General features: G+C 75.9%; 9 protein-coding genes. 3 read left to right on the plus strand and 6 right to left on the minus strand.

The window, feature by feature from the left end; all coding sequences use genetic code 11:
- Positions 1-66 precede the first annotated feature (66 nt).
- From ACZ3KP_RS35285 to eccCa, 5 genes are read right to left on the minus strand one after another with little or no spacing between them, the layout of a single operon-like run.
- Positions 67-3,273, minus strand: a complete 3,207-nt coding sequence (locus ACZ3KP_RS35285) for a right-handed parallel beta-helix repeat-containing protein (protein ID WP_467504607.1) — start codon at positions 3,271-3,273, stop codon at positions 67-69.
- On the minus strand, positions 3,270-5,936 hold the full coding sequence (locus ACZ3KP_RS35290) for a hypothetical protein (protein WP_467504609.1): 2,667 nt from the start codon (positions 5,934-5,936) through the stop codon (positions 3,270-3,272). Before ACZ3KP_RS35290 ends, ACZ3KP_RS35285 begins: the two co-directional genes overlap by 4 nt.
- A gap of 5 nt (positions 5,937-5,941) precedes the next feature.
- Positions 5,942-7,453: a type VII secretion protein EccB gene (locus ACZ3KP_RS35295; protein ID WP_467504610.1), complete on the minus strand. Its 1,512-nt coding sequence runs from the start codon at positions 7,451-7,453 to the stop codon at positions 5,942-5,944.
- A gap of 14 nt (positions 7,454-7,467) precedes the next feature.
- Complete coding sequence (eccD, locus tag ACZ3KP_RS35300; protein WP_467504612.1) at positions 7,468-9,093, minus strand: type VII secretion integral membrane protein EccD; 1,626 nt, start codon at positions 9,091-9,093, stop codon at positions 7,468-7,470.
- Positions 9,090-13,118, minus strand: coding sequence for a type VII secretion protein EccCa (gene eccCa, locus ACZ3KP_RS35305; RefSeq protein ID WP_467504614.1), 4,029 nt, complete (start codon positions 13,116-13,118; stop codon positions 9,090-9,092). The genes eccD and eccCa overlap by 4 nt, the downstream gene beginning before the upstream one ends.
- A gap of 276 nt (positions 13,119-13,394) precedes the next feature.
- On the opposite strand from eccCa, the gene ACZ3KP_RS35310 reads away from it, so the two are divergent.
- The gene (locus ACZ3KP_RS35310; RefSeq protein WP_358981912.1) at positions 13,395-14,027 is read left to right on the plus strand and encodes a response regulator transcription factor; all 633 of its coding nucleotides are present in this window, start codon (positions 13,395-13,397) and stop codon (positions 14,025-14,027) included.
- Positions 14,028-14,199: 172 nt separating this feature from the next.
- A complete protein-coding gene (locus ACZ3KP_RS35315; RefSeq protein WP_467504616.1) occupies positions 14,200-15,399 on the plus strand; it encodes a ricin-type beta-trefoil lectin domain protein in 1,200 nt (399 codons plus the stop codon).
- Between the two features lie 19 nt (positions 15,400-15,418).
- Here ACZ3KP_RS35315 and ACZ3KP_RS35320 read toward each other — a convergent pair whose 3' ends face one another.
- The gene (locus tag ACZ3KP_RS35320; RefSeq protein WP_467504617.1) at positions 15,419-19,405 is read right to left on the minus strand and encodes a BTAD domain-containing putative transcriptional regulator; all 3,987 of its coding nucleotides are present in this window, start codon (positions 19,403-19,405) and stop codon (positions 15,419-15,421) included.
- Between the two features lie 248 nt (positions 19,406-19,653).
- Here ACZ3KP_RS35320 and ACZ3KP_RS35325 point away from each other — a divergent pair, with 248 nt between their 5' ends.
- Positions 19,654-20,547 carry a glycosyltransferase family 2 protein gene (locus ACZ3KP_RS35325; protein ID WP_467504619.1) on the plus strand — a complete coding sequence of 298 codons (894 nt, stop codon included), beginning with the start codon at positions 19,654-19,656 and terminating at the stop codon, positions 20,545-20,547.
- Positions 20,548-20,841 lie beyond the last annotated feature (294 nt).

The raw sequence follows: 20,841 nt of genomic DNA on the forward strand, positions 1-20,841 counted from the left end.
ACCGGTCAGGGGCCGGATGCCGGGCTCGCTGCCCCACCGGCCGTGATTTTCTGTCCCTGCGACCCGTCAGCCGGCCACCAGGGCGTCGGTGAGCGGGAGTTCGTCCGCCAGATCGGCGAGGACCAGTGCGGGGGCGGCCGCGCGGGCGGCGATCCGGTCCGCCAGCCGGTGGGCGCCGTACGCGCCGTGCGCCGGGTCCTGGGCGGCGAGCGCCGCGAGGACGTCCTCGGGTACGTCCAGACCCAGCACCGTGAGCCGCCGCCGGGTCAGCTCGGCGAGGGCCTCACCGGTCCAGGCGGGCAGCCGCAGGTACTCGGCGAACGCCCCGGCCAGATCGATCCGGGTGCGCAGCAGCTCCATCAGGCGCGGGGCACCGCCGCAGAGCACCAGCACCGCGCCGTACGGGCCACGGGCCGCAGTCTCCGCGGTCAACGCGTCGACGACCGCCTGCTGTTCGGGTTCCGGCCGGGACTCGAAGGCGGGGTCCGCCGTGACCGCCAGCAGGCCGCCGGCGGCACGCCGGAACACGTCGGCGAGGAACGCGCGCGGCTGCGAGGCCCAGCGGGTGGGGACGTCCGACAGCGGTACGTGCGTGAACGCGCCGGACGGTACGACCCCGAGCTCGCCGAGGGCCCGCCCGTAGGCGGCTGCCACGGCCCGGCGCCCGCTGCCCGGAGGGCCCTCCAGCACGACGTCCGCGAGGCCCGCGGTGCCCTGCCCGAGCGTGACGAGCGTGTCCAGGCGGGCGGTCAGCGCGTCGGTGACGGGGGTGAGGCCGGTGAGGGCGGTGAGGTGGCGGGCGGCGGTGTCACCGGGGGCCGTGATCTCGGCTCCGCCTTCGGCCGCCGTGCTCCCCCTCGCGCCACCCGTGGTGGTTTCGGGTGCGGGTGCGGGTGCGGGGGTGGGGCTGGGGGTGGGGGTGGGGGTGTCGCTCGGTGTGGGGGGAGCGGTGGCTGCTCGTGTGGGGGTGGTCGGGGTGTCGGCGGCGGTCAGGAGGCTGAGTTCGCTGTCGTGGACCGGGGGGTGGATGGCCAGTCGGGACGCCTGGGAGCCGATCATCGTTTCGAAGACCTGACGGGCGACCCGGCCGTTGCCGAAGGTCGGGCCCTTGGGGACGTCCTCGAAATAGCGGGACAGCGCGTCCAGGGCGTCGTCGGAGAGTTCGTAGAGGTGCTTGCCGCACAGGCCGCGGACGATGGTGACCAGTTCCGCCGGTGAGTAGTTGGGGAACTCGATCGTCCGGGCGAACCGGGAGGCCATACCGGGGTTGGAGGCGAGGAACCGGTCCATGTGCTCGGAGTAGCCGGCCGCGATGACGACGATCTCGTCGCGGTGGTCCTCCATCAGCTTCATCAGCGTCTCGACGGCCTCCTGCCCGAAGTCGGGGCCGGTGCCCCGGGACTGGTTGGTCAGGGTGTACGCCTCGTCGATGAAGAGCACCCCGCCCAGCGCCCGGTTGAAGACCTCCGTGGTCTTGATCGCGGTGCCGCCGATGATCTGGGCGACCAGGTCGGCGCGGGCCACCTCGACGATGTGGCCCTGCCCCAGGATGCCGAGTTCGGCGAGGACCGCCCCGTACAGCCGGGCCACGGTCGTCTTGCCGGTGCCGGGCGGCCCGGCGAAGACGAGGTGGCGGCTCATCGGCGGCATGGGCAGGCCCATCTCGGTACGCCGCTTGGTCATCTTGTTGAGATTGATCAGACCGGTGACCTCGAGCTTGACGCTCTCCAGGCCCACCAGCGCGTCCAGTTCGGCCAGCGGGCCGGTGGCCGAACGGGACACGTCCGAGCCCGCCGTCGGCGGTGGGACGGGGCCTTCGGAGCCGGACGGTTCCGAGCCGCCGCTCCCCGCACGGCCACCGCCGGGGCCGTCGCCCGCCCGGTCGGCAGGTCCGTCGCCGGCGTTGTCCTCCACCGCGCAGTTGCCGAGGTCGGTACGGGCGTCCGCATGGGCGTTGACGCCCTGGCCGCGCGCACCGGTCATCCGGCACCCCACGGCGGTGAACGAACCGCCCGCGAGGACCCGCACCGCGTCGCCCGGCGCACCGGTGAACTCGGTGTCGTGTGCGGTCAGTTCGGCGCCCTCCCCGACCACCGCACCGCACCCGCGCAGCACGGACCCGGCCAGGAAGGCGCTCGCCGACCCGGCGAGCCCCAGCCCCGTCACCCCCTGGCCGCCGCCGCTCATCGCGATCTCGGCGCCCCGCAGCGTCACCCGGGCACCGCCCTGCGCCCGGACTCCGGTACCCGCACCGCCGGTGACGGAGAGCCGTTCCAGCTCGACGGTGCCCGCGTCGGTGGCCTGCACGGCGGCCGTCGCGGCGTCCCGGACGACGAGCCCCGTCGCCGTGACGGCGGTCGCCGCGCCGGTGACGTGGAGGCCGACCGGCGTCCCGGTGATCTCGCAGTCCTCCAGGCGGGGCCGGGCGCCCCCGGTGACCTGGACCCCGCTGCGGGCCGCGCCGTTGACCGCACAGCCCCGCAGGTGCGGCGCGGCGCCGTCGGCGATGTGCACGGACTGGCCGGCCGAACCGGAGAAGGCGCAGTCGGTGAGCGTGGTCTCACCCCGGCTGGTCAGGTACGCGTCCAGTGCGGTGCTGCCGGTCACGGTGACCCGGACCAGCGTGGCGCGCGCCTGCTGCTCGACGGCGACGGCGGGCTTGCCGCTGCCGCTGACCACGGTGGCCTCGACGGTCGCGGAGGCGTTGCCGTTGACGCAGACACCGTTGCCCCGCGGGCGGTCCAGCCGGCAGTCCCGCACGTCGAGGCGGCCGTGTTCGGCGACCACCACCGCCGACGAGCCCACCTCGGCGATCTCGGTGTCGGCCAGCACGTTGTCGCCGCGCGAGGTGACCACCACGCCCGCGCCGTGCGGATTGGTCACCCGGCAGCCGCGGGCGGCCAGCGTGCCCTCGTCCCAGGCCAGTACGGCCGTCCATGCCGCGCCCTCGATCCGGCAGCCGTCCAGCGCCGACTGCCCGCGCCGCAGGTCGAGGACCGGGGCCTCCCGGTCGGCGCCCGACAGGACGAGCCCGGACAGCTGCACCGCCTCGGCCCGCACCACGACCGTGCTCCCGGCGGGGGCGTGCACCTGTACGGTCCCGGCGCCGCCCTCCGCCGCCAGGGTCACCGCGCGGACGATGTCCAACTGCTCCTCGTACCGGCCCGGCGCGACCGTGATCAGCGCTCCCTCCGCCGCCTCGGCCAGCGCCTGGCCGATCGTACGGTGGGCGCCCGGACGGTCCGGGGCGACCGGCAACACCTGCCTGCTCACGGCTGGGCTCCTTCTGTGCGGACCGCACGGGGGGTCACGATCAGGCCGGGCGGATCGGCGCTCTCGGCCGCGGCGTCGGTGCCGGTCCGCTCCAGCGCGTCCAGGATCTTCTCCAGGCCCTTGACGGCGATCTCGTCGAGCTTCGCCGCCACGCCGTCGTCCCGGTCTTCCTGGCCGGGCCGGCCGATCCGGCTGTTCTGGCTGTTCTGGCCGTCCTGGCCGTTCTGGGTGGCTTCCGAAGGAGACAGCTCCCGCATCAGCACGGCGGAACCCTCGGCGCGCAGCACCTTGAAGACGGTGCCGGGCAGGAACACCACCCGGTCGGGGACGGCCGCGTCCAGCGAAGTGGTCCGCCGGGCCGTCATCGACCAGATCAGGACATCGGTGGCGCCGCTGCCGCGCGGGCCGGGGTGCAGCGTCGTACGGGCGTGACAGAACGCCCACTCGGTGACCAGCCCGCCCTCGCGGTACCAGGCGCGTTCCGCGTCACCGAGGAGGGTGCGCAGCAGCGCCGGGCCCCGGTAGGAGGGCAGCCGCCGCAGCCCGGCCGTCACACAGCGCGCCAGCGGCACGTGCGGTCCCGGTACGGCCTCGCGCACGGCGGCGTCGGCCAGACGGGGATCCCCGGACAGGTACAGGCGTACGGCCACCAGGTCGGTCAGCGCGTCCGCCGCCTCCGTCCGGGACCGGCCGCGCAGTCCGGGCGACTCCGACATCACGCGGGAGACCGAGCCGGCCAGGGCGTTGTACTGCTCGCTGAAGGTCCGGCGCAGCCAGTCCCGCTCCTGCGCGACCCCCCGCTCCGGCGGCAGCGCGCGGGCCGCGGCCCGCGGCACCGGCTGCACCCGTACGGCAGCCGCTCGCGCGGAGGCCGACGGTACACCGGCGGGGCCATGGGCGGGGCCGACGGCAGAGGTCCGGTCGGCGGGCGTCGGGGTGACGTCGAGGTGACCGGCACCTCCCGTGCCGTCCAGGCCCTCCACGCCCTCCGTGCCGTCCACGGCGTGAAGGGCGCCGATCTCCGGCTCCGGCTCGGGTGCGGCGGACTCCAGACGGAACCGTGGCGAGGCGGGCGGCGGGGGCGGCTGTGTGCGGACGGGGGAAGGAGTGGCCGCGACGGGATCGACGGAGACGACGCCCTCGGCGTCCGCCGTGGGCTCCGCGCGGGGCGTCGGCTCGGCCGGGGGGTGGGGGTTGGCCGGGGGCTCGGGTCCGGTCGGGGGCTGGGGTTCGGTTGGAGGTACGGGTCCGGTCGGGGGCTGGGGTTCGGCCGGAGGTACGGGTGAGGTCGGCGGCTGGGGTTCGGCCGGAGGTACGGGTTCGGGCGAGGGATGAGGGGCGGCCGGAGGTACGGGTCCGGTCGGGGGCTGGGGTCCGGGCGAGGGATGGGGGTCGGTCGGAGGCACGGTGCCGGTCGGGGGCTGGGGGCGGACGGGCGCCGCTCGTGACGCCGGGTCCGCCGCCGCTTGCGCCTCCGGGGCGTGGGCGGTGGCCTGCCGTGCGGCGCGGGATCTGCTGCGCACGGTGGGCGCCTCGCCGATGTTCGCCGCACCGCCGCTGGCGCCGGGACGGGGCTCCGCAACCGGATCGTCGTCACCGCTGCCGTCGCCCCCGTCGCTGACGGAGTCGGTGTCGGCGCTGGTCTCGTTGCGTACGGTCGGTGCCTCCGAGAGGTCCGTCGCGTCCCCGGTGTCATGTCCGGCGGCCGATTCCGGGGGTGCCGCCCACACGGCGGCGGTGCCGGACTCCGTGCGGACGGGGGGCGCGGCGGGTAGGGGCGGTACGGAGGTGTCGCCGGAGTCCGGTGCCGGTGCCGGCGGCAGCGGGCCGGTGGGGAGGTACGTCGTCTCGGCCGCGGCGGTCCCGTCGGTGGCGGGCAGGCCGTCGTACAGGACGACCGGGTGGGACAGGGCGTCGGCGAGTACCTGGCCGGGGGCCCGGCCGTCGGGGACGTCCAGGGTGCCGTACCGGACGAAGCGGACCGCCGGGCGGGCGCCGGGGAGCACGGTGTCCCAGAAGCGGACCACGTCCTCGGGGGGCAGCGGCGGGGTGCCGGGGCTGCCGAGGACGACCAGGTAGCGGTGCGGGTCGATGGGCGTGGCCTCGACCGCGCGCCGGTGGTGCGCGGCCAGGGGATCCCGGTCGGTGTGGCGCAGCCACACGCCCGCGGGCAGGGGCTGGGCGACGGTGCGGGGCCCGGCCGGGCGGGTGGCGGACGGCGCGGAGAACTCCCAGTGCGGCTTGGGGAAGCGGTGCGCAACGGGCTCGGGGTCGTGGCCCGGCCGGAAGCGCAGCCAGGCGGCGCCGTCGTCGCCGGGTACGAACAGGCCACCGCCGACGGTCGGCACCAGGTCGCCGTCGGGCGCGAGCACCTCGCGTCCCAGCCGGTCGGCGATGTGCCGGCACGCCGTACGGACGTCCTCCGGCCTGCCCCGGCCGAAGATCAGCCGCGGGCTGCCGTACCGGGCGGCCGACAGCAGCCGGGCCACCGCCTCCCACTCCGTGGCGAGGGCGTCGGCGGGCAGATCCACCACGGCAAGGGTGTGCAGCGGGTCCCCGGCGATGCCCCCGGCGAACGCGGCCGCCCGGTCGTCGAACCGGCCCCTGGGATGGATCAGCAGGGCCTCGCCCACCGGGGTCGAGCGCAGGCGCAGCCGGGCCACCGGGCTCAGCCCTTCGCCGCGGCGGCGCGGCTGAGCACCGGACCGTCGGGGACGAGGGCGAGGACGCCCGCGGGCAGCGTGAGCCGGTGCTTGCCGTCGCCGAATCCGAGGGCCCGCTCGGCGTCGGTGTCGGCGATCCGGTACTTCAACCCCTGTTCGGTGAGCAGGTACTCGGTCCGGTCACCGGTCGAGGAACCGTCCGGTACGGCCAGCACGCCACCGCCGGCCGGCAGGACGATCCCACCGGCACCGGGGGTGCCCACGGTGATCCGGGCCGGCCCGGCCGCCGGTTCCGTCAGGCAGATGGTGCCGGCGGCGGCCAGGGCGCGCACACCGGTCAGGTCGGGTACGCGGCCGGTCGTGGCGTCGTCCGCCGAGACCGGGGCGGCCGCGATGTCCGACTGGCCGACCTGCCGCGGTGCCGGAGCGCCGGGGCGGGCGGCGAGCAGGGCGTACTCGGTGGCGTTGACGCGGGCGACTCCGTCGGACCGCATCACGTAGTAGTGCACCGCCCCGGTGGTGCCGTCGGCGCCGGTGCGGAAGACCTGTCCGACCTGGGTGCTCCGGGCGGCGACCGGGGCGGCCGGCTTCCCGGCGCCGGCCGGCACGGGCGCGGCGAGGGCGGCGCCCGTGGGCACGGCGGCCAGCCAGTCGGCGGTGGCGGGCAGGGCCGCCTGGTCGTCCAGGCCGAGGGCGATCAGCGTGGCGTCGCCGGGGACCGGGTACTTGACGCCGCGCAGCAGCAGGTACCGGGCGCCCCCGGGCCCGCCGAGCAGCACCTGACGGTCGGCGGGCAGGTCGGCGAGCGCGGCGGCGGGTGCCCCGAAGACCAGCGCCTGCCCCTTGCCGCCGGCCTCCTCGCCGGCCGTCCCCTTGCCGCCCGACGTGTCACCGGTCGACTTCCCGCCGCCCGACGTACCGCCGCCCGACGTACCGCCGCCCGACGTACCGCCGCCCGACGTACCGCCGCCCGACGTACCGCCGCCCGACGTACCGCCGCCCGACTTCTCGGCGGCTGACGCCGCGGTCCCCGCGCCCGCGCCCGGCACTCCCTGCCCCGGCAGGCAGCGTGCCCATGAGCCCGTCGCCAGGGCCGACGCGGTCGGCACGGTGTCCGGGGCGCCCGGGATGCCGACCGGGGTGCCGTGCGGGGTGCCGGCCAGGGACTTCGCGGTCACCGTCTCCGGCGCGGTGCGCTCGCCCGCGATGAGCAGCGCGGACGCGTAATTGCGTACGGGGCGCAGCTCGCCGTTCGCGTACACGTACCGGTTGCCGGTGTCCTCCTCCAGGACGATCGTCCCGTTCTTGCGCCAGTCGTCCTTCGCGGCGGGCGAGATCAACCCGTACACGCCGAACCCGGCGCACAGCAGCACGGCCACGCCCACCCCGAAGACCGAGCCGAGCGCGGACCGCCGGGTCGGGCTGTCGCCGCGCCCGGGGTCGCCGCTGACCAGGGCGGAGGCGAGGCGGCCCATGGCGAACTGGTAGGCCTGTACGTGATCGCGTCGCGTCTGCATGGCTGCCGCCGCCCCTAGCCCGCGAGACCGCGGACGTAGCCGTACGCGTCCAGCACCTGGAGCAGCAGCGGCAGCAGCGCGACGGCTGTGACGGTCTCCAGCAGGTCGCCGAGATGCCCCCACACCGGCAGCAGCCGGGCCCGTGGCAGCCGCTGGGCGCCGACGAGCAGCAGCAGGGCCGCGGCCAGCAGCACCGCGAGCACGGCGGCCCGGCCGCCCGGTCCGGTGGGCGCGACCCGGACGATGAGGACGAGGCCGAGACCGTAGGCGCCGGCCAGTACGGCGGGGACCCGCTGCAGGGTGCCGTTGGTGCCGCGCGCGCGGAGCAGGACGGCCAGGCTGAGGGAGAGCGGGAGCAGCCAGCCGGCCCAGCCGTGCTCGCGGTCGGCGAGCAGCCAGAGCGCGACCGCCCACACCAGCGCCGAGGAGATGCTGATCGCGTCCAGGCAGGCGGTGGCGACGGCGACCCGGTGCGCCACGGTCTCGCCGGACTCGGGCTCGATGTCGAGCTGGAGTTCCTCGGCGTCGTGCGGGAGCTGGGGCACCCGGAGCCGGGCGGTGCGCAGGGCCAGCCGCGGGGCCAGGTGCCCCAGCACGAACAGGCCCACCGCGACCAGCGCGGCGGCCTGGACGCCGTGCAGCCCGGTGGTTTCGGCGAGGGCCGCGCCGGTCGCGGCGGCGACCGCCGTGAGCAGCACGGTGCCGGGTACCACGAGGGGCAGCGCGCCCAGCGCGAGCAGCGCACCGGCCAGCGCCACCACGTATCCGGCGGCCAGCAGCACGCCCGTCGGGCCGGGGGCGAACCCGCCGGACGGCCCCTCTCGCAGGGCCGCCCCGGCCAGCGCGGCGAAGCCGAACGCGCCGATCCCGGCGACCAGGACGCCGCCCCGGTCCCCCTCTCCGTGTCCGGCCTGCCCGCGTCCGGCCTGCCCGTGGCCCGCTGCCTGCGCACGGCCCGCATGAGAGCGCCCCGCCAGTGCACCGCCCGCCTGGGCGCGACCCGCCTGTGCACCGCCCGTCCGGGCACGGGCCGCCACCGCGCAGCCCGCGGCCAGCACCAGGGCGACCGCCCCCGCCGCCGCGGCGGTGAGCGGGCCGGGACCCGCCTGGAGCAGCGTGGCGGCGAGCGCGGCGAGCGCCAGGCAGGACAGCGCGAGACCGAGGTCGCGGGTGAGTCCGGGGCGCCAGCGGCCGGACCCGGCGCCGACGGTGTGCGCGACACCGTCGGAGACGTCGTCGAAGTGGACGGCGGGAAGGGCCGCGTCGGCCGGCCGCAGGTGCAGCACGTCACCGTCCAGCAGTCCCGCGCTCTCGGGCGTCGCCTCCGCGTCGAGGGGGGCGGCGCCGAGTCGTTGCAGGATCCAGGGCGTGCCCTGGAGGTCGGGGCCGACGGCCTGCCGCAGCAGCACCGGCAGCAGGGCGGAGACCGGGGTGGTGACCGGGACGGCGAGGTCGGCCCGGCCGGCCGGTGCCTCGACGGTGAGTCGGCAGACCTCGGTGGCCCGGCCGGACGGCAGCGCGCCGGCGAGGTCGGCGCCGGCCGGAGTGACGGGTGCGGCGGGAGTGGCGGAAGTGGCGGGCGAGGTCGGTGCGGCGGACGGTCCCGCCGGGGCGGCGGGCGTGGCCGGTGCGGTGGTCATCGTGCTCCTGTGGGGACGGGCGCCGCCGACACCAGGCCGGTCTGGACGAGCTGGACGGTGCGCCGGGTGACGAGCTGGGCGCGGCCGGCGGGGAGGGTGCGGGGCTTGGCCTCGCCGATGAACTTGCCCTCCTCCTTCGGGTAGGAGAACAGCAGCGCCGGGTTGCCGAGCTCCCACATCCGGCGGATCAGCGGGTCCATCACGGACCGCATGGCGCCGGAGGTGGAGCGCGCCACCACCAGGTGCAGCCCGATGTGGGCGCCCTGCGCGAGCAGCGGCACCAGCGGTGTCATCGGCGAGGGCGTGCCGGGGGCGCCGGCGAAGAGGTCGTAGTCGTCGACGAGGACGAACAGCAGCGGGCCGGTCCACCAGTCCCGCTTCTCCAACTGCTCCGGGGTGACGTCGGCGCCGGGGGCCCGCTTGGCCACCGACACGGCGGCGCTGTCGGCCAGCTTGCCGAGCGCGTCGCCGTCGACGACGTAGCCGACCCGGTACTCCTCGGGCACGTCCTTGAGGAGCCCGCGACCAGGGTCGGCCAGCAGGATCCGGGCCTCCTCCGGGCGGTAGCGGGCGGTGATGGCGCGGATGGCGAGGCGCAGCGCGTTGGTCTTGCCGGTCTCGCCGTCGCCGTAGACCAGCAGGTGCGGGGTGGCGCCGAAGTCGTGCCAGACGGGGGCGAGCCGCTGCTCGTCCCAGCCGAGGCAGAACCGGAGGTCGCGGGTGTCGGCGGGGGCGGGCAGCCGGCGGGCGTCGAGGCGGGTCGGCAGCAGCCGTACGCCCGGGGCCCGGGGGCCCGTCCAGAACGTGTCGATCTCGGCGACGGCGGCCTTGGTGGCGGCCGTCAGGTCGTCGGTGCGCGAGGAGCTGTCGAGCCGGGGCAACGCGGACAGGAAGTGGTGTCCGGAGCTGGTCAGACCGCGCCCCGGCCGGTGCGGGACACCGGCCGCCGCGCGGGAGCCGACCTCGGACTCCATCGCGTCGCCGAGCCGCAGTTCGAGCTTGGTGCCGAGCATGTCCCGCAGCCGGGGCCGTACTTCGGACCAGCGGACCGCCGAGGCGACCACGTGCAGACCGAACGACAGGCCGCGCGCGGCGAGTTCCATGATCCGCTGTTCCAGGTCGTCGAAGTCCTGGCGGAGCGTGGCCCAGCCGTCGACCACCAGGAAGACGTCCCCGAACGGGTCGTCGACCGAGCCGTCCGCGCGCAGCGCCCGGTAGGCGGCCATCGACTCCAGTCCCCGGGACGTGAACAACTGCTCACGCTGCTCCAGGAGTTGGCTCACCTCCTCGACCGTGCGCAGCACCCGGTCACGTTCCAGCCGGGTGGCCACCGACCCCACGTGCGGCAGCCCGGCGGTGGAGACCAGACCGCCGCCGCCGAAGTCCAGGCAGTAGAACTGCACCTCGCGGGGCGTGTGGGTCAGGGCGAGGGACAGCATCAGGGTGCGCAGCAGGGTCGACTTGCCGGTCTGCGGCGCGCCCACCAGCCCGAGGTGGCCGTCGGCGCCGGACAGGTCGGCGGTCAGCAGTTCGCGCAGCTGCTCGAACGGACGGTCCACCATGCCCAGCGGGACGCGCAGCGCGCCCTGCACGCCCGGGTCGGCGGCGCCCATGCCCCGCTCCGGGTCGGGGACGATGCCCGGCAGCAGCTGGTCCAGGCCGGGCGACTCCGCCAGCGGGGAGAGCCAGACCTGCCGGGCGGGCGGACCGCTGTCCTCCAGCCGTCCGACGAACACCTCCAGCAGGCTGTCCTCGCCGCCCTCCGGCTCCTCGGCCGCCGCCCCCGGCTCCTCCTGGTCGCGCAGGTTCTCCTCGGCGAGCGAAACCAGCCGGGCGGCCTCCGCGGCCTCCGGGGCCCCGGCGGGCGGCCCGTGCCGGTCCAGCCCGAACGCAGTCACCTCCCGTACGACGCCCTGCCCGCCGCCCGTCTCCTCCGGGCCCGGCGCGGCGGGCGCGGGGCCGGAGACGTACGCGGCCTTGAAGCGGACCAGGTTGGTGGTGTCGACCTTGAGGTAGCCGTTGCCGGGCGCGGACGGCAGCTCGTAGGCGCTGGAGGTGCCGATCACGCTGCGCGACTCCATCGAGGAGAAGGTGCGCAGCGCGAGCCGGTACGACAGATGGCCCTCGACCCGGTGGATACGGGACTCGTCCAGCCGCTGGGAGGCCAGCAGCAGATGGACGCCCAGGCTGCGCCCGAGCCGCCCGATGGAGACGAACAGCTCCACGAACTCCGGCTTGCTGGCGAGCAGTTCGGAGAACTCGTCCACGATGACCAGCAGCGAGGGCAGCGGCGCCAGGGTGGTCGCCCCGGCGGCGCGCGCCTTCTCGTACTCGTAGAGCGAGGCGTGACCGGCCTCCCGCAGCAGCTCCTGACGGCGGATCATCTCGCCGTTGATGGAGTCCCGCATGCGGTCCACGAGGTGGAGCTCGTCGGCGAGGTTGGTGATGACGGCCGAGGTGTGCGGCAGCCGGTCCATGTTGAGGAAGGTGGCGCCGCCCTTGAAGTCCACCAGGACCAGGTTGAGGATCTCGGAGGAGTGGGTGGCGGCCAGGCCGGTCACCAGGGTGCGCAGCAGTTCGCTCTTGCCGGATCCGGTGGCGCCGATCAGCAGTCCGTGCGGGCCCATGCCGCCCTGCGCGGACTCCTTCAGGTCCAGCTCGACGATCTCGCCGTCCTCGGTGACCCCGATCGGCACCTTGAGCCGGGCCTCCTGGGCCAGCCGGGGCCGCCACTTGGCCGCGACGTCGAAGCCGCGCACGTCGCGGATGCCGAGCATGGTGGCCAGGTCGAAGTCGGACTCCAGCGGCTGGTCCACCAGGTCGACGCCGCCGCCGGTGCGCAGGGGGGCGAGCGCGCGTGCCAGGTGCTCGGCCTCGACGGGGCCCAGCCGGTCGGCCCGGCCGCTGACGTGCTCGGCGCCGCTCGGGAAGTCGACCCGGCCGTCGCGCACCGTGAGCCGCAGCACCTTGGGGCCGCCGGGCACCGCACCGGTGAGGTCCAGCAGCACCACCCCGCGGATCCCGGCTCCCAGCAGCCGGGAACCGGCGGGGATCCGGACGCCCTGGGCGACGATCACCGTGAACGGCTCGGCCACGCTGGGGGAGGAGGCGGTGTCGTGGTCGGGGCGGTCGCGGAGGTCCGGCCCGAACAGGTCCATCAGTTCGTCGTGGTCCCCGGCGGCCAGCCGCACCGCGCCCGCCGCGTCCTCGGCCACCGGATGGGCGTTGTGCGGCAGCCACTTGAGCCAGTCCCATGCGCGGCGCGCGGCCTCGTCGCCCAGCACCGCCACCCGCAGCTCGTCCGGGGAGTGGAAGACCGCCAGCTGCCCGAGCACCGCCCGCGCGAGGGCCACCGCCTCCTCGGTCTCCCCGGTGAACTCGACGCTGGTGAAGCGCCGCAGCGAGACCGGCACGGGCAGCAGGGGCACGGTCTGGTGGGCCTTGGTGAACCGGCGCAGCGAGATCGCGCACAGCGGCTCCAGGTCCTCCACCGGCCGGGTCTGCGGCGGCAGGAACTCCAGCGCGGCCCGCCGGGTCGCGAGGCCGATGCGGACCCGGGCGAAGTCCTCGTGTCCGGGCCGCCGTTCCCACAGCCGGGGGCCACCGGCGAGCGCCCACAGCTCGGACGCCTCGGGGTTGTCCCACAACAGCGCGGCCCGCTGCCCGTCGGCCGCCTGCCGGGCCTGTACGCGCTTCTGGGCCAGGTACCGCAGGTAGTCCCGGCGTTCGGCGCGCATCCGGCGGCGCCGCTCGGCGCCGGGCCGGCCGATCTGGGTCAGCGTCATGCTGACCATGGCGATGCCCATCATCCCGGTCATCACGTACATGGACGTACCGCCGCTGCCGACCGAGTACATCAGCACCATGGCCCCGGCACCCAGGCCCATCGGGAGGTACGTCATCACCGAGCCGAAGTCGGCGGTGGCCGGTTCGCCGAGGACCGGGGGCTCGGCCAGTTCCACCTGGCCCTCCGGCATCGGAGGGCCCTCGGCACGCGGCGAGCGCTTGGCGACGACGGTGCTCAACGTGCTCTCTTCTCTTCTGCAGTTCCTGGCGTCCGCGGAGCGGGAGCGGTGCCGGTTCCGCGCGTGATCCCGCGCTGCTCCCGCTCCGCGGACAGTAGGCAGGCGGCCGCCGCCGTCCGCCCGGCGGGCGCCGATGTCCGCCCCCGCGGACAGCGAAGCCTGGCCGGAGGGGCAGCTTCGCCAAGTACACGCCAAGTCGGTGTTAAGCCGGTCCGGTGAGGATCCGTGTGCCCCGCACGGCCACGACGGTCCACACCCGGAAGGAAAGCAAGAACGTTGGGAACGATCTCGATCGCAGTCCTCGCCGGCGACCCGATGACCGGCGAGGGGGCCGTCTCGTGCCTGCGCCGGTACCCGGGGCTGAGGGTGGTGCCCCAGGAGGAGCACCGGCACGCGGACGTGGTCCTCATGATCATGCCGGACGTCACCGAGGAGACGGTCCTGCTGATGGAGTCGGTGGCCGCCCGCTCGACCCGGCCGGGCATGGGGATCGTGCTGGTCACCGGGCACATCGGGGACGCCCACCTGCTGCGGGCGATGCGCCATGGCCTGCGTGGGGTGATGTGGCGTCAGGACACCACGTACGACAAGGTGGTGGAGGCGGTCCGCGCGGTGGCCGACGGCGGGGCCGCCCTGCCGCTGCCGGTCCAGGGCCGGCTCGTCGACCACCTGCGGACGGTGCAGCGCGACGTACTGGGGCCGCTCGGGCTGACCGCGTCCGGCCTGGAGACCCGGGAGGTCGACGTGCTGCGGCTGCTGGCCGAGGGCCTGGAGACCACGGAGATCGCCCAGAAGCTGAACTACTCCGAGCGCACCATCAAGAGCATCGTCAGCGTCATGATGAACCGCCTCGGCCTGCGCAACCGCACCCACGCGGTCGCCTTCGCCCTGCGCTCGGGAACGCTGTAGGCCCGCCCGCCGGACCGGGCTTCGGCGGGGAAGCCGCGCGGAGGGGAAGGGTTTTCGGTCCTGCGGGGCAGAACTCGGTTCGGTTGCACGGGCGTTCGCCGCCACGGCCCTAGATTCGCGCGCCGGGAACATCCACGCAGAGACGCGCCAGACGCGGAGACGGGCGGCAGACATGGAGCACACCGCAGGGCAGCCGGAGACGCCGGAGGAACCGGCCGTCTGGGAACGGCCGCTGCCGTGGGTCCGGGAAGCCGAGAACGAGTCCGGGACGGCGTCCGCCTCCGCGTCCACGGCTCCGTCCGCGGCCGCGTCCACGGCGGGGACGGAGCCCACCGCCGCACCACCGGCCGCGGAACCCGCGGCCCACCCTGCCGACGGCGACGGCAGCGGGAGCGGTACCGGCAGCGGCGGCGACGCCGGGAGCGGTACCGGCAGCGGCGGCGGGGGTGCTGGTGGCCAGGTTTCCGAGGGGGCGGGGCAGTTGTTCCGGTCGCCCGTGCCGCGGCCGGAGCAGCCCGGCGCACGGGGCGAGCAGGGCGCCGCGGAAAACCGGCCGGAACGTGGCGTGCGTGTCGTCGGGGCCGTGGTCGCCACCTGCGTCCTGCTGGTCCTCGGCCTCGGCAGCGTCGCGTTCATGGCACTGCCGCACCACGACGACCCCGCCCCGCACGCCGCCGCCGTCGGGGACGGCACCGTCCCCCGGCTCACCGCCGGCCTCTCCGCGCCGCCCACCGGCACCGGGTCCGCGTCCGCATCCGGCACCGGCCGCCCGGCGCACGACCCGAAGGGCGGCAAGCCCGGCAAGGGCGACGGCGCGCACACCACGGGGGACGCGGTCACGGCGGCGGACCCCGCCCACCCGGACAAGGCGTCCGGCACCAGGCCCACCAGCCAGTCCGCCGGCACCGGCAGCAGCGGCGGCGGCACGACGACGGGCAAGACCGCGTCCCAGCCGGCCGCCCCCCACGCCGCCGCCCCGGCCACCGTGCCCGGTCGTGCGATCGCCGGCTACGCCTCCTCCAAGTGCATCGAGGTGTCCGCGCACGCCCGCAAGGACGGCTCCCCGCTGCGGCTGTGGGGCTGCGACGACGACGCCTGGCAGAAGTGGGTCTTCGCGTCCGACGGCAGCGTGCGCTCCATGGGCCTGTGCCTCGACATCGCCAACGCCTCCCAGGACAACGGCGCGACCATCCAGCTGGCGGCCTGCAACGGCGGCTGGGCCCAGAAGTTCAACCTGAACAGCTCCCACGACCTGGTCAACTCCGTGATCGGCAAGTGCGTGGACGCCAAGGACGCCGGCACCGCCAACGGCACCCGTCTGCAGCTGTGGGACTGCGCCGGGACGTCCAACCAGAAGTGGCACCTGGCCTGAACCCGGTCGTCGCCGCACCTCAGACCCGGCGGGGCCGGTCCTCCGCGGCGGCGCGGGCCGCCTCGACCAGGTGCCGGGAACCCCACTGCCGCGCCACGTCCTCGGCGAGGCCGAACTGCCGTCGCGCCTGTGCCTCGTCGCCCAGCAGCCGGTGCAACTCGCCCAGTGAGTGGGCGAACGGGCGGGTGGCGAAGGAGACACTGGCGGCACCGGCGAGCTGACCGCGCAGCGGCAGCAGCAGCGGGACCAGTTCCAGCGCGGTGGTCACGTCACCCAGCAGGAAAGCCAGTTCGGCCCGGAGGGACAGGGCGATGCCGTACAGGTGGTCGGGCACGAGGGGGACGGCCGCCTCGGTGCGCCGGCCGAGCGCGTACGCCTCTTCGTGCTCGCCCAGCCGGGCGAGCACCACCCCGAGGGCGAGTTCGGCGGTGGGTTCGGGGGGTTCGGGAACGGCGAGGAGGCCCCGCAGCAGCGGTTCGGCCTCCCGCGGGCGGCCCTGCCCGAGCCGTACGGTCGTCAGCCCCAGGACGTGCACGAAGTCGGCGGACGGCGAGCCGCGGGACCGCAGCCGCTCCCGCACCTGTGCGTAGCCGGCCTCGGACTCGGCGAAGCGGCCCTCGACGTGGGCCAGCATGGCGAGGGTGGTCTGGTTGATGGTCTCGGCCTCCACCAGCCGGTACCGCCGGGCGACGACCCGTCCCTCGCCGGTGTGCCGGCGGACCTGCGCGACGTCGTTGCGGGCACCGGCGGCCATCGCCCCGATGTGCTCGCGCACCCAGCTGTTGGCGGGCAGGTCGTGTGCGTACCCGAGCACCCGCAGTTCGGTCGCCAGCGCCTCGCGACGGTCCGGGAAGCCGTCGGGCGTGATGCCGGACGCGACGGTCAGGGCGCAGGAGAGCAGCAGCGGGTCCCCGACCGCGCGGGCGACGGCCAGTCGCCGCGCCGCCTCCGCCGCCCGCTCCGGCCGCAGGGCGGCGCCCGCGCCGGCCGTTCCGCCGCCGGGGGCGGGCGGCAGGGCGCCCAGGACGGCCGGGTCCAGGTCGGCGCGGGCGATCAGCCGGTCCACGAACGCGTCGAGCGCCGCCGGTTCGACGAGCCCCCACGGCCCGCTGAGGGATCCGCTGAGGGACCCGCTCAGGACCGGCTCCGGGCTGATCCACGCGCCGAGTGCCGCCGCCGCCAGTTCCTCGTGCCCGACGCCCTCCGCCGCGGCGAGCGCGCGCTGCCGGGTGTGCCGCGCCGCCACGATCGCCCCGGCCCGTATCTCGGCCCGCAACAACCGCCCGAGCAACGCGACCAGCCGCCCGGCCCGCCCCCCACCGACGCCACCGCAACCCTCGACACCTGCACGCCCGCCCGCACCGCCGTGCCCGCGCTCGCCGCCGTGCCCGCGCTCGCCGCTGTGGCCGCCCGCGCCGCTGTGGCTGCCCGCGCCGCCGTGGCTGCCCGCGCCGCCGTGGCCGCGCTCGCCGCTGTGGCTGCCCGCGCCGCTGTGGCTGCCCGCGCCGCCGTGGCCGCGCTCGCCGCTGTGGCTGCCCGCGCCGCCGTGCCCGCCGGCACCGCCGTGGCCGCCCGCGCCCAGATGGCTGCCCGCGCCGCCGTGCCCGCCCGCGCCCAGATGGCTGCCCGCGCCGCCGTGGCCGCCCGCGTCCAGGTGGCTGTGCGCGTCGGCCGGTATCAGGGCGAAGGACTCGATCGCCTGGGTGAGTAGTTCGACGGCCGTGTCGTGGGCGTAGCGCCGTTCGGCCAGGTCGGCGGCGCCCAGCGAGTACTCGACGGCGAGGGCCGCCGTCCGCGCGTTCGCCGCCCGCGCGAAATGGTGGGCGAGAGCCGCGAGATCGTCCGGCCGGCGCCGCCGCAGGACCTCCGCCAGGCGGGCGTGCAGGCGGGCACGACGTACGCCGACCAGGTCGGTGTAGAGGGTGTCGCGGACCAGTGCGTGCGCGAACCGGACCACGCCCGGCGCTGGTTCGGTCAGCAGCCCGGCGACGACGGCCGCCTCGATGGCGTCGAGCACCTCGGGTTCGCCGTGCCGCGCCGGGTCCGCGGCCTCCACGAGGACACCGACCTCGGTCTCGCGGCCCACCACGGAGGCGAGCTGGAGGACGGCAGGCGCCCCCTCGGGCAGCTGCCGCAGCCGTCGCCGCAGCACGTCCCGGACGCCCTGCGGCACCTCGGAGACCGCCACCAGGGCGCCCTCGCTGGCGAGCAGCCGGGCGCTCTCGCGCACGTAGAAGGGGTTGCCGCCGGTGCGTTCGGCGAGCGCGCCGACGATGGGCGCGTCGACCGGCTCCCCGCACACCGCGCCGACCAGGGTCGCCACGTCCGGCAACGGCAGGCCGCCGAGCGCCAGCCGGTACGGCGAGCGGTGGGCGAGTTCGGCGAGCGTCTTGGTCAGCCGGTCCGCCGCGTCGGCCGGGCGGTACGCGACGATCAGCAGCACCGGTGCGCCGACCAGTTCGGCGGCGCGCTCCAGCAGGGCCAGGGTCTCGCCGTCCGCCCGGTGCAGGTCGTCGACGAGGACGGCCAGCGGGGCGTCGGCGGCGGCCTCCCGCAGCCAGGCGCCGAACGCCCGGTGCAGCCGGAACCGCCCGGCGGAGGCCGCCCCGCCGTCGGGGACCGGAACCCCGGTGCCGCCCTGGCCGCCCGCTCCCGGTCCGCCGTACCCCGCCTCCTGGAGCAGGGCGCCGAGTGCGTCCGGGTCGGTGGGCGGCACGCGACGGGCGAGCTCGCCGAGCGCTTCCACCCAGGCCCAGGCGGAGGGGGCGCCGTCGAACTCGGGGCAGCGGCCGACCACCACGGTCCAGCCCTGCTCCCGCAACCACTGCCGGTACCGGCCGAGCAGCGCCGACTTGCCGGCCCCGGCCTCCCCGGTCACCAGGACGACCCCGCCGCCCCGCCGGGCCTCGCGCGCGACCTCGGCCAGAGCCCGCAACTCCTCGTCCCGGCCGACGAACAGCTCCTCGACCGGCCCGCCGCCCCCGACTGCGACCGGCTCGCCGCCCCCGGCCTCGGCCGTCCCGCCGTCCCCGGCCTCGGCCACCTCCGCTCCGGCGCCCGTGACGGGTAGGCCGGGCGCGACGGGCGGGACAGGCGCGCCGGACGGGCCGGGCGCAGCCACCGGCGCCACGGGATCCACCGCATCCACCGATCCGGCCCCCGCGCACCGCAACGCCGAAGACGAGAGCCCGGCCGAAGACGGGGGCGGAAGGACGACCGGTACCGGCGCGGCAGCCGACGGCACCGACGCGCGCAGAACCTCGGTCCGCCCCGCCAGCAGGGCACGCTCCAGCTCGGTCAGGGCCTCTCCCAGACCCAGGCCGAGTTCGTCGGCCATCACGGTGGCGGCGCGCCGCAGCTCGGCCAGTGCTTCGGCGCGGCGTCCGCCGGCCCACAGCCCGAGGGCCAGCAGCCGCCAGCCCTCCTCGCGCAGCGGCTGCTCCCGCACCAGCGCCTCGGCCGCCGGCACCGCCTCCGCGGGCGCCCCGGACGCGAGGGCCGCGCCGATCGCCAGTTCCCGCGCCGTGAGGTGCAGGTCGTCCAGCCGGGCCGCCTCCTCGGCCGCCCACTCCTCGTCGGCCCACTCGCCGTAGGCAGTCCCGTGCCACCACCCCATGGCCTCCTCCAGCAGGCGCCGGGCCTCGGCCGGAGGGGCGGTACGGGCCCGCCGCACGGCCGCCTCGAACCGCCAGGCGTCGACCGCCTCCTCGGGCAGCCGCAGCGCGTACCCGGGCGCGACGCTGACCAGGACACCTGCGGGGGTGCGGGGCGCCCGGCCCGGTTCGAGCACCCGGCGCAGGTTGGACACGTAGACGTGCAGGGAGGCCGCCGCCTTCCGCGGGGGCCGGCCCCGCCACAGGCGGTCGACGAGCCGGTCGACGGACACCACCCGGCCGCGGCCGGCCAGCAACAGGGCGAGGACCGCGCGTTGCCGGGGGCTTCCCAGGTGGACCGGCGCACCGTCGATGTCGGCACCGATCGGCCCCAGGACCTGAACACAGAGCATGACTCGAAAACCTACAGCGGCACTTCACCCCCCTCCGAGGCGCTCCCTGGCGTGTCCACGACCTTCCGCGGCCCTGCTCGGGAGCGCGGACGGCCCTCTTTCGCGGCCGGTGCGGGCGGACATCCGCGTGGCGCCACAACACGGCGCCGTTTGTGGAGTATCGACCTACCCGTGGTGACATCGTGGTGAACGATGGCCATCCTGAGGACAGGTGTGGCTGCAGCTGTCGGCCGGATGGGGTGAAGGGCATGCAGGAGCCGAGGCTCGGGGTGACCGTGGTGACCATGGGGAACCGGCCCGACGAACTCGACGCCCTGCTCAGGTCCGTCGCCAAGCAGGATCTCGCACCCGCCCGGATCGTGATCGTCGGCAACGGCTGCCGGCTCCCCGATCTCGCCCGGCGCCTCGACCTGCCCGGCGAGGTGACCCTCATCGAGGTCGAGGACAACCTCGGCTGCCCGGGCGGCCGCAACGTCGCCCTCGCCCGGCTGCGCGCCTTCGGCGACGTGGACGTCGTCGTCGAACTGGACGACGACGGGCTGCTCGTCGACGTCGAGGTGTTCCGGCACGTCCGCGACCTGTTCGCGGCCGACCCCCGCCTCGGCATCGTGGGTTTCCGGATCGCCGACGAACACGGCGCCACCCAACGGCGGCACGTGCCGCGCGTCGGCAACGCCGACCCCTTGCGCGGCGGGTACGTCACCGGCTTCCTCGGCGGCGGTCATGCCCTGAGCATGGTCATGCTGGCCGAAATCGGCGACTGGCCCGCGGAGTTCTTCTTCGCGCACGAGGAGACCGACCTCGCGTGGCGGGCCGCCGACGGCGGCTGGCGGATCCTCTACGCGCCCGAACTGTTGCTCCAGCACCCCCGTACGTCGCCCGCCCGGCACGCCGTCTACTTCCGGGTGACCGCTCGCAACCGGGTCTGGCTGACCCGCCGTCGGCTGCCGCTGCCATTGATCCCGGTCCACCTGGGGGTCTGGACACTCATCACTCTGCTGCGCACCCGTTCCGTCGGCGGGCTGAAGGCCTGGTTCGCGGGTTTCGCGGAGGGCCTGCGCGAGCCCGCAGGGGAGCGACGCCCGATGCGCTGGCGCACGGTCTGGCACCTCACGCGACTCGGACGCCCACCGATCATCTGACAAACGCTTCCGGAAAACGGACAACGGGATCGGACATCGGGGTCGGACAACGGGGTCGGACAACGGAATCGGAAAACGGGACGAGGGCCCCGGTCGTTCACCTCCGCCGACCGGAACCCTCTCGCGTCCCCGGATCCAGGCCTGCGGCGACACTCCCCCGAGTCAGCGCGCCATGCGCTCGCGCCGTCGGGCCCGATCCGATACGAAGATCACATCAAGGCTCGCCAACGGATCGCTAACATGTGGCCAGCGGTTCTCCCGGAGGTCGCCGGCCGGTTGGCGCGAAGCCGCCGT

It is taken from the genome of Streptomyces sp. NPDC020958 (assembly GCF_055562175.1).

Excerpts from the sequence above, each read along its gene's own strand:
- ACZ3KP_RS35295 (WP_467504610.1), bottom strand. The coding sequence starts at position 7,453 with ATGCAGACGCGACGCGATCACGTACAGGCCTACCAGTTCGCCATGGGC.
- ACZ3KP_RS35325 (WP_467504619.1), top strand. The coding sequence starts at position 19,654 with ATGCAGGAGCCGAGGCTCGGGGTGACCGTGGTGACCATGGGGAACCGG.
- ACZ3KP_RS35315 (WP_467504616.1), top strand. The coding sequence starts at position 14,200 with ATGGAGCACACCGCAGGGCAGCCGGAGACGCCGGAGGAACCGGCCGTC.
- eccD (WP_467504612.1), bottom strand. The coding sequence starts at position 9,093 with ATGACCACCGCACCGGCCACGCCCGCCGCCCCGGCGGGACCGTCCGCC.
- ACZ3KP_RS35320 (WP_467504617.1), bottom strand. The coding sequence starts at position 19,405 with ATGCTCTGTGTTCAGGTCCTGGGGCCGATCGGTGCCGACATCGACGGT.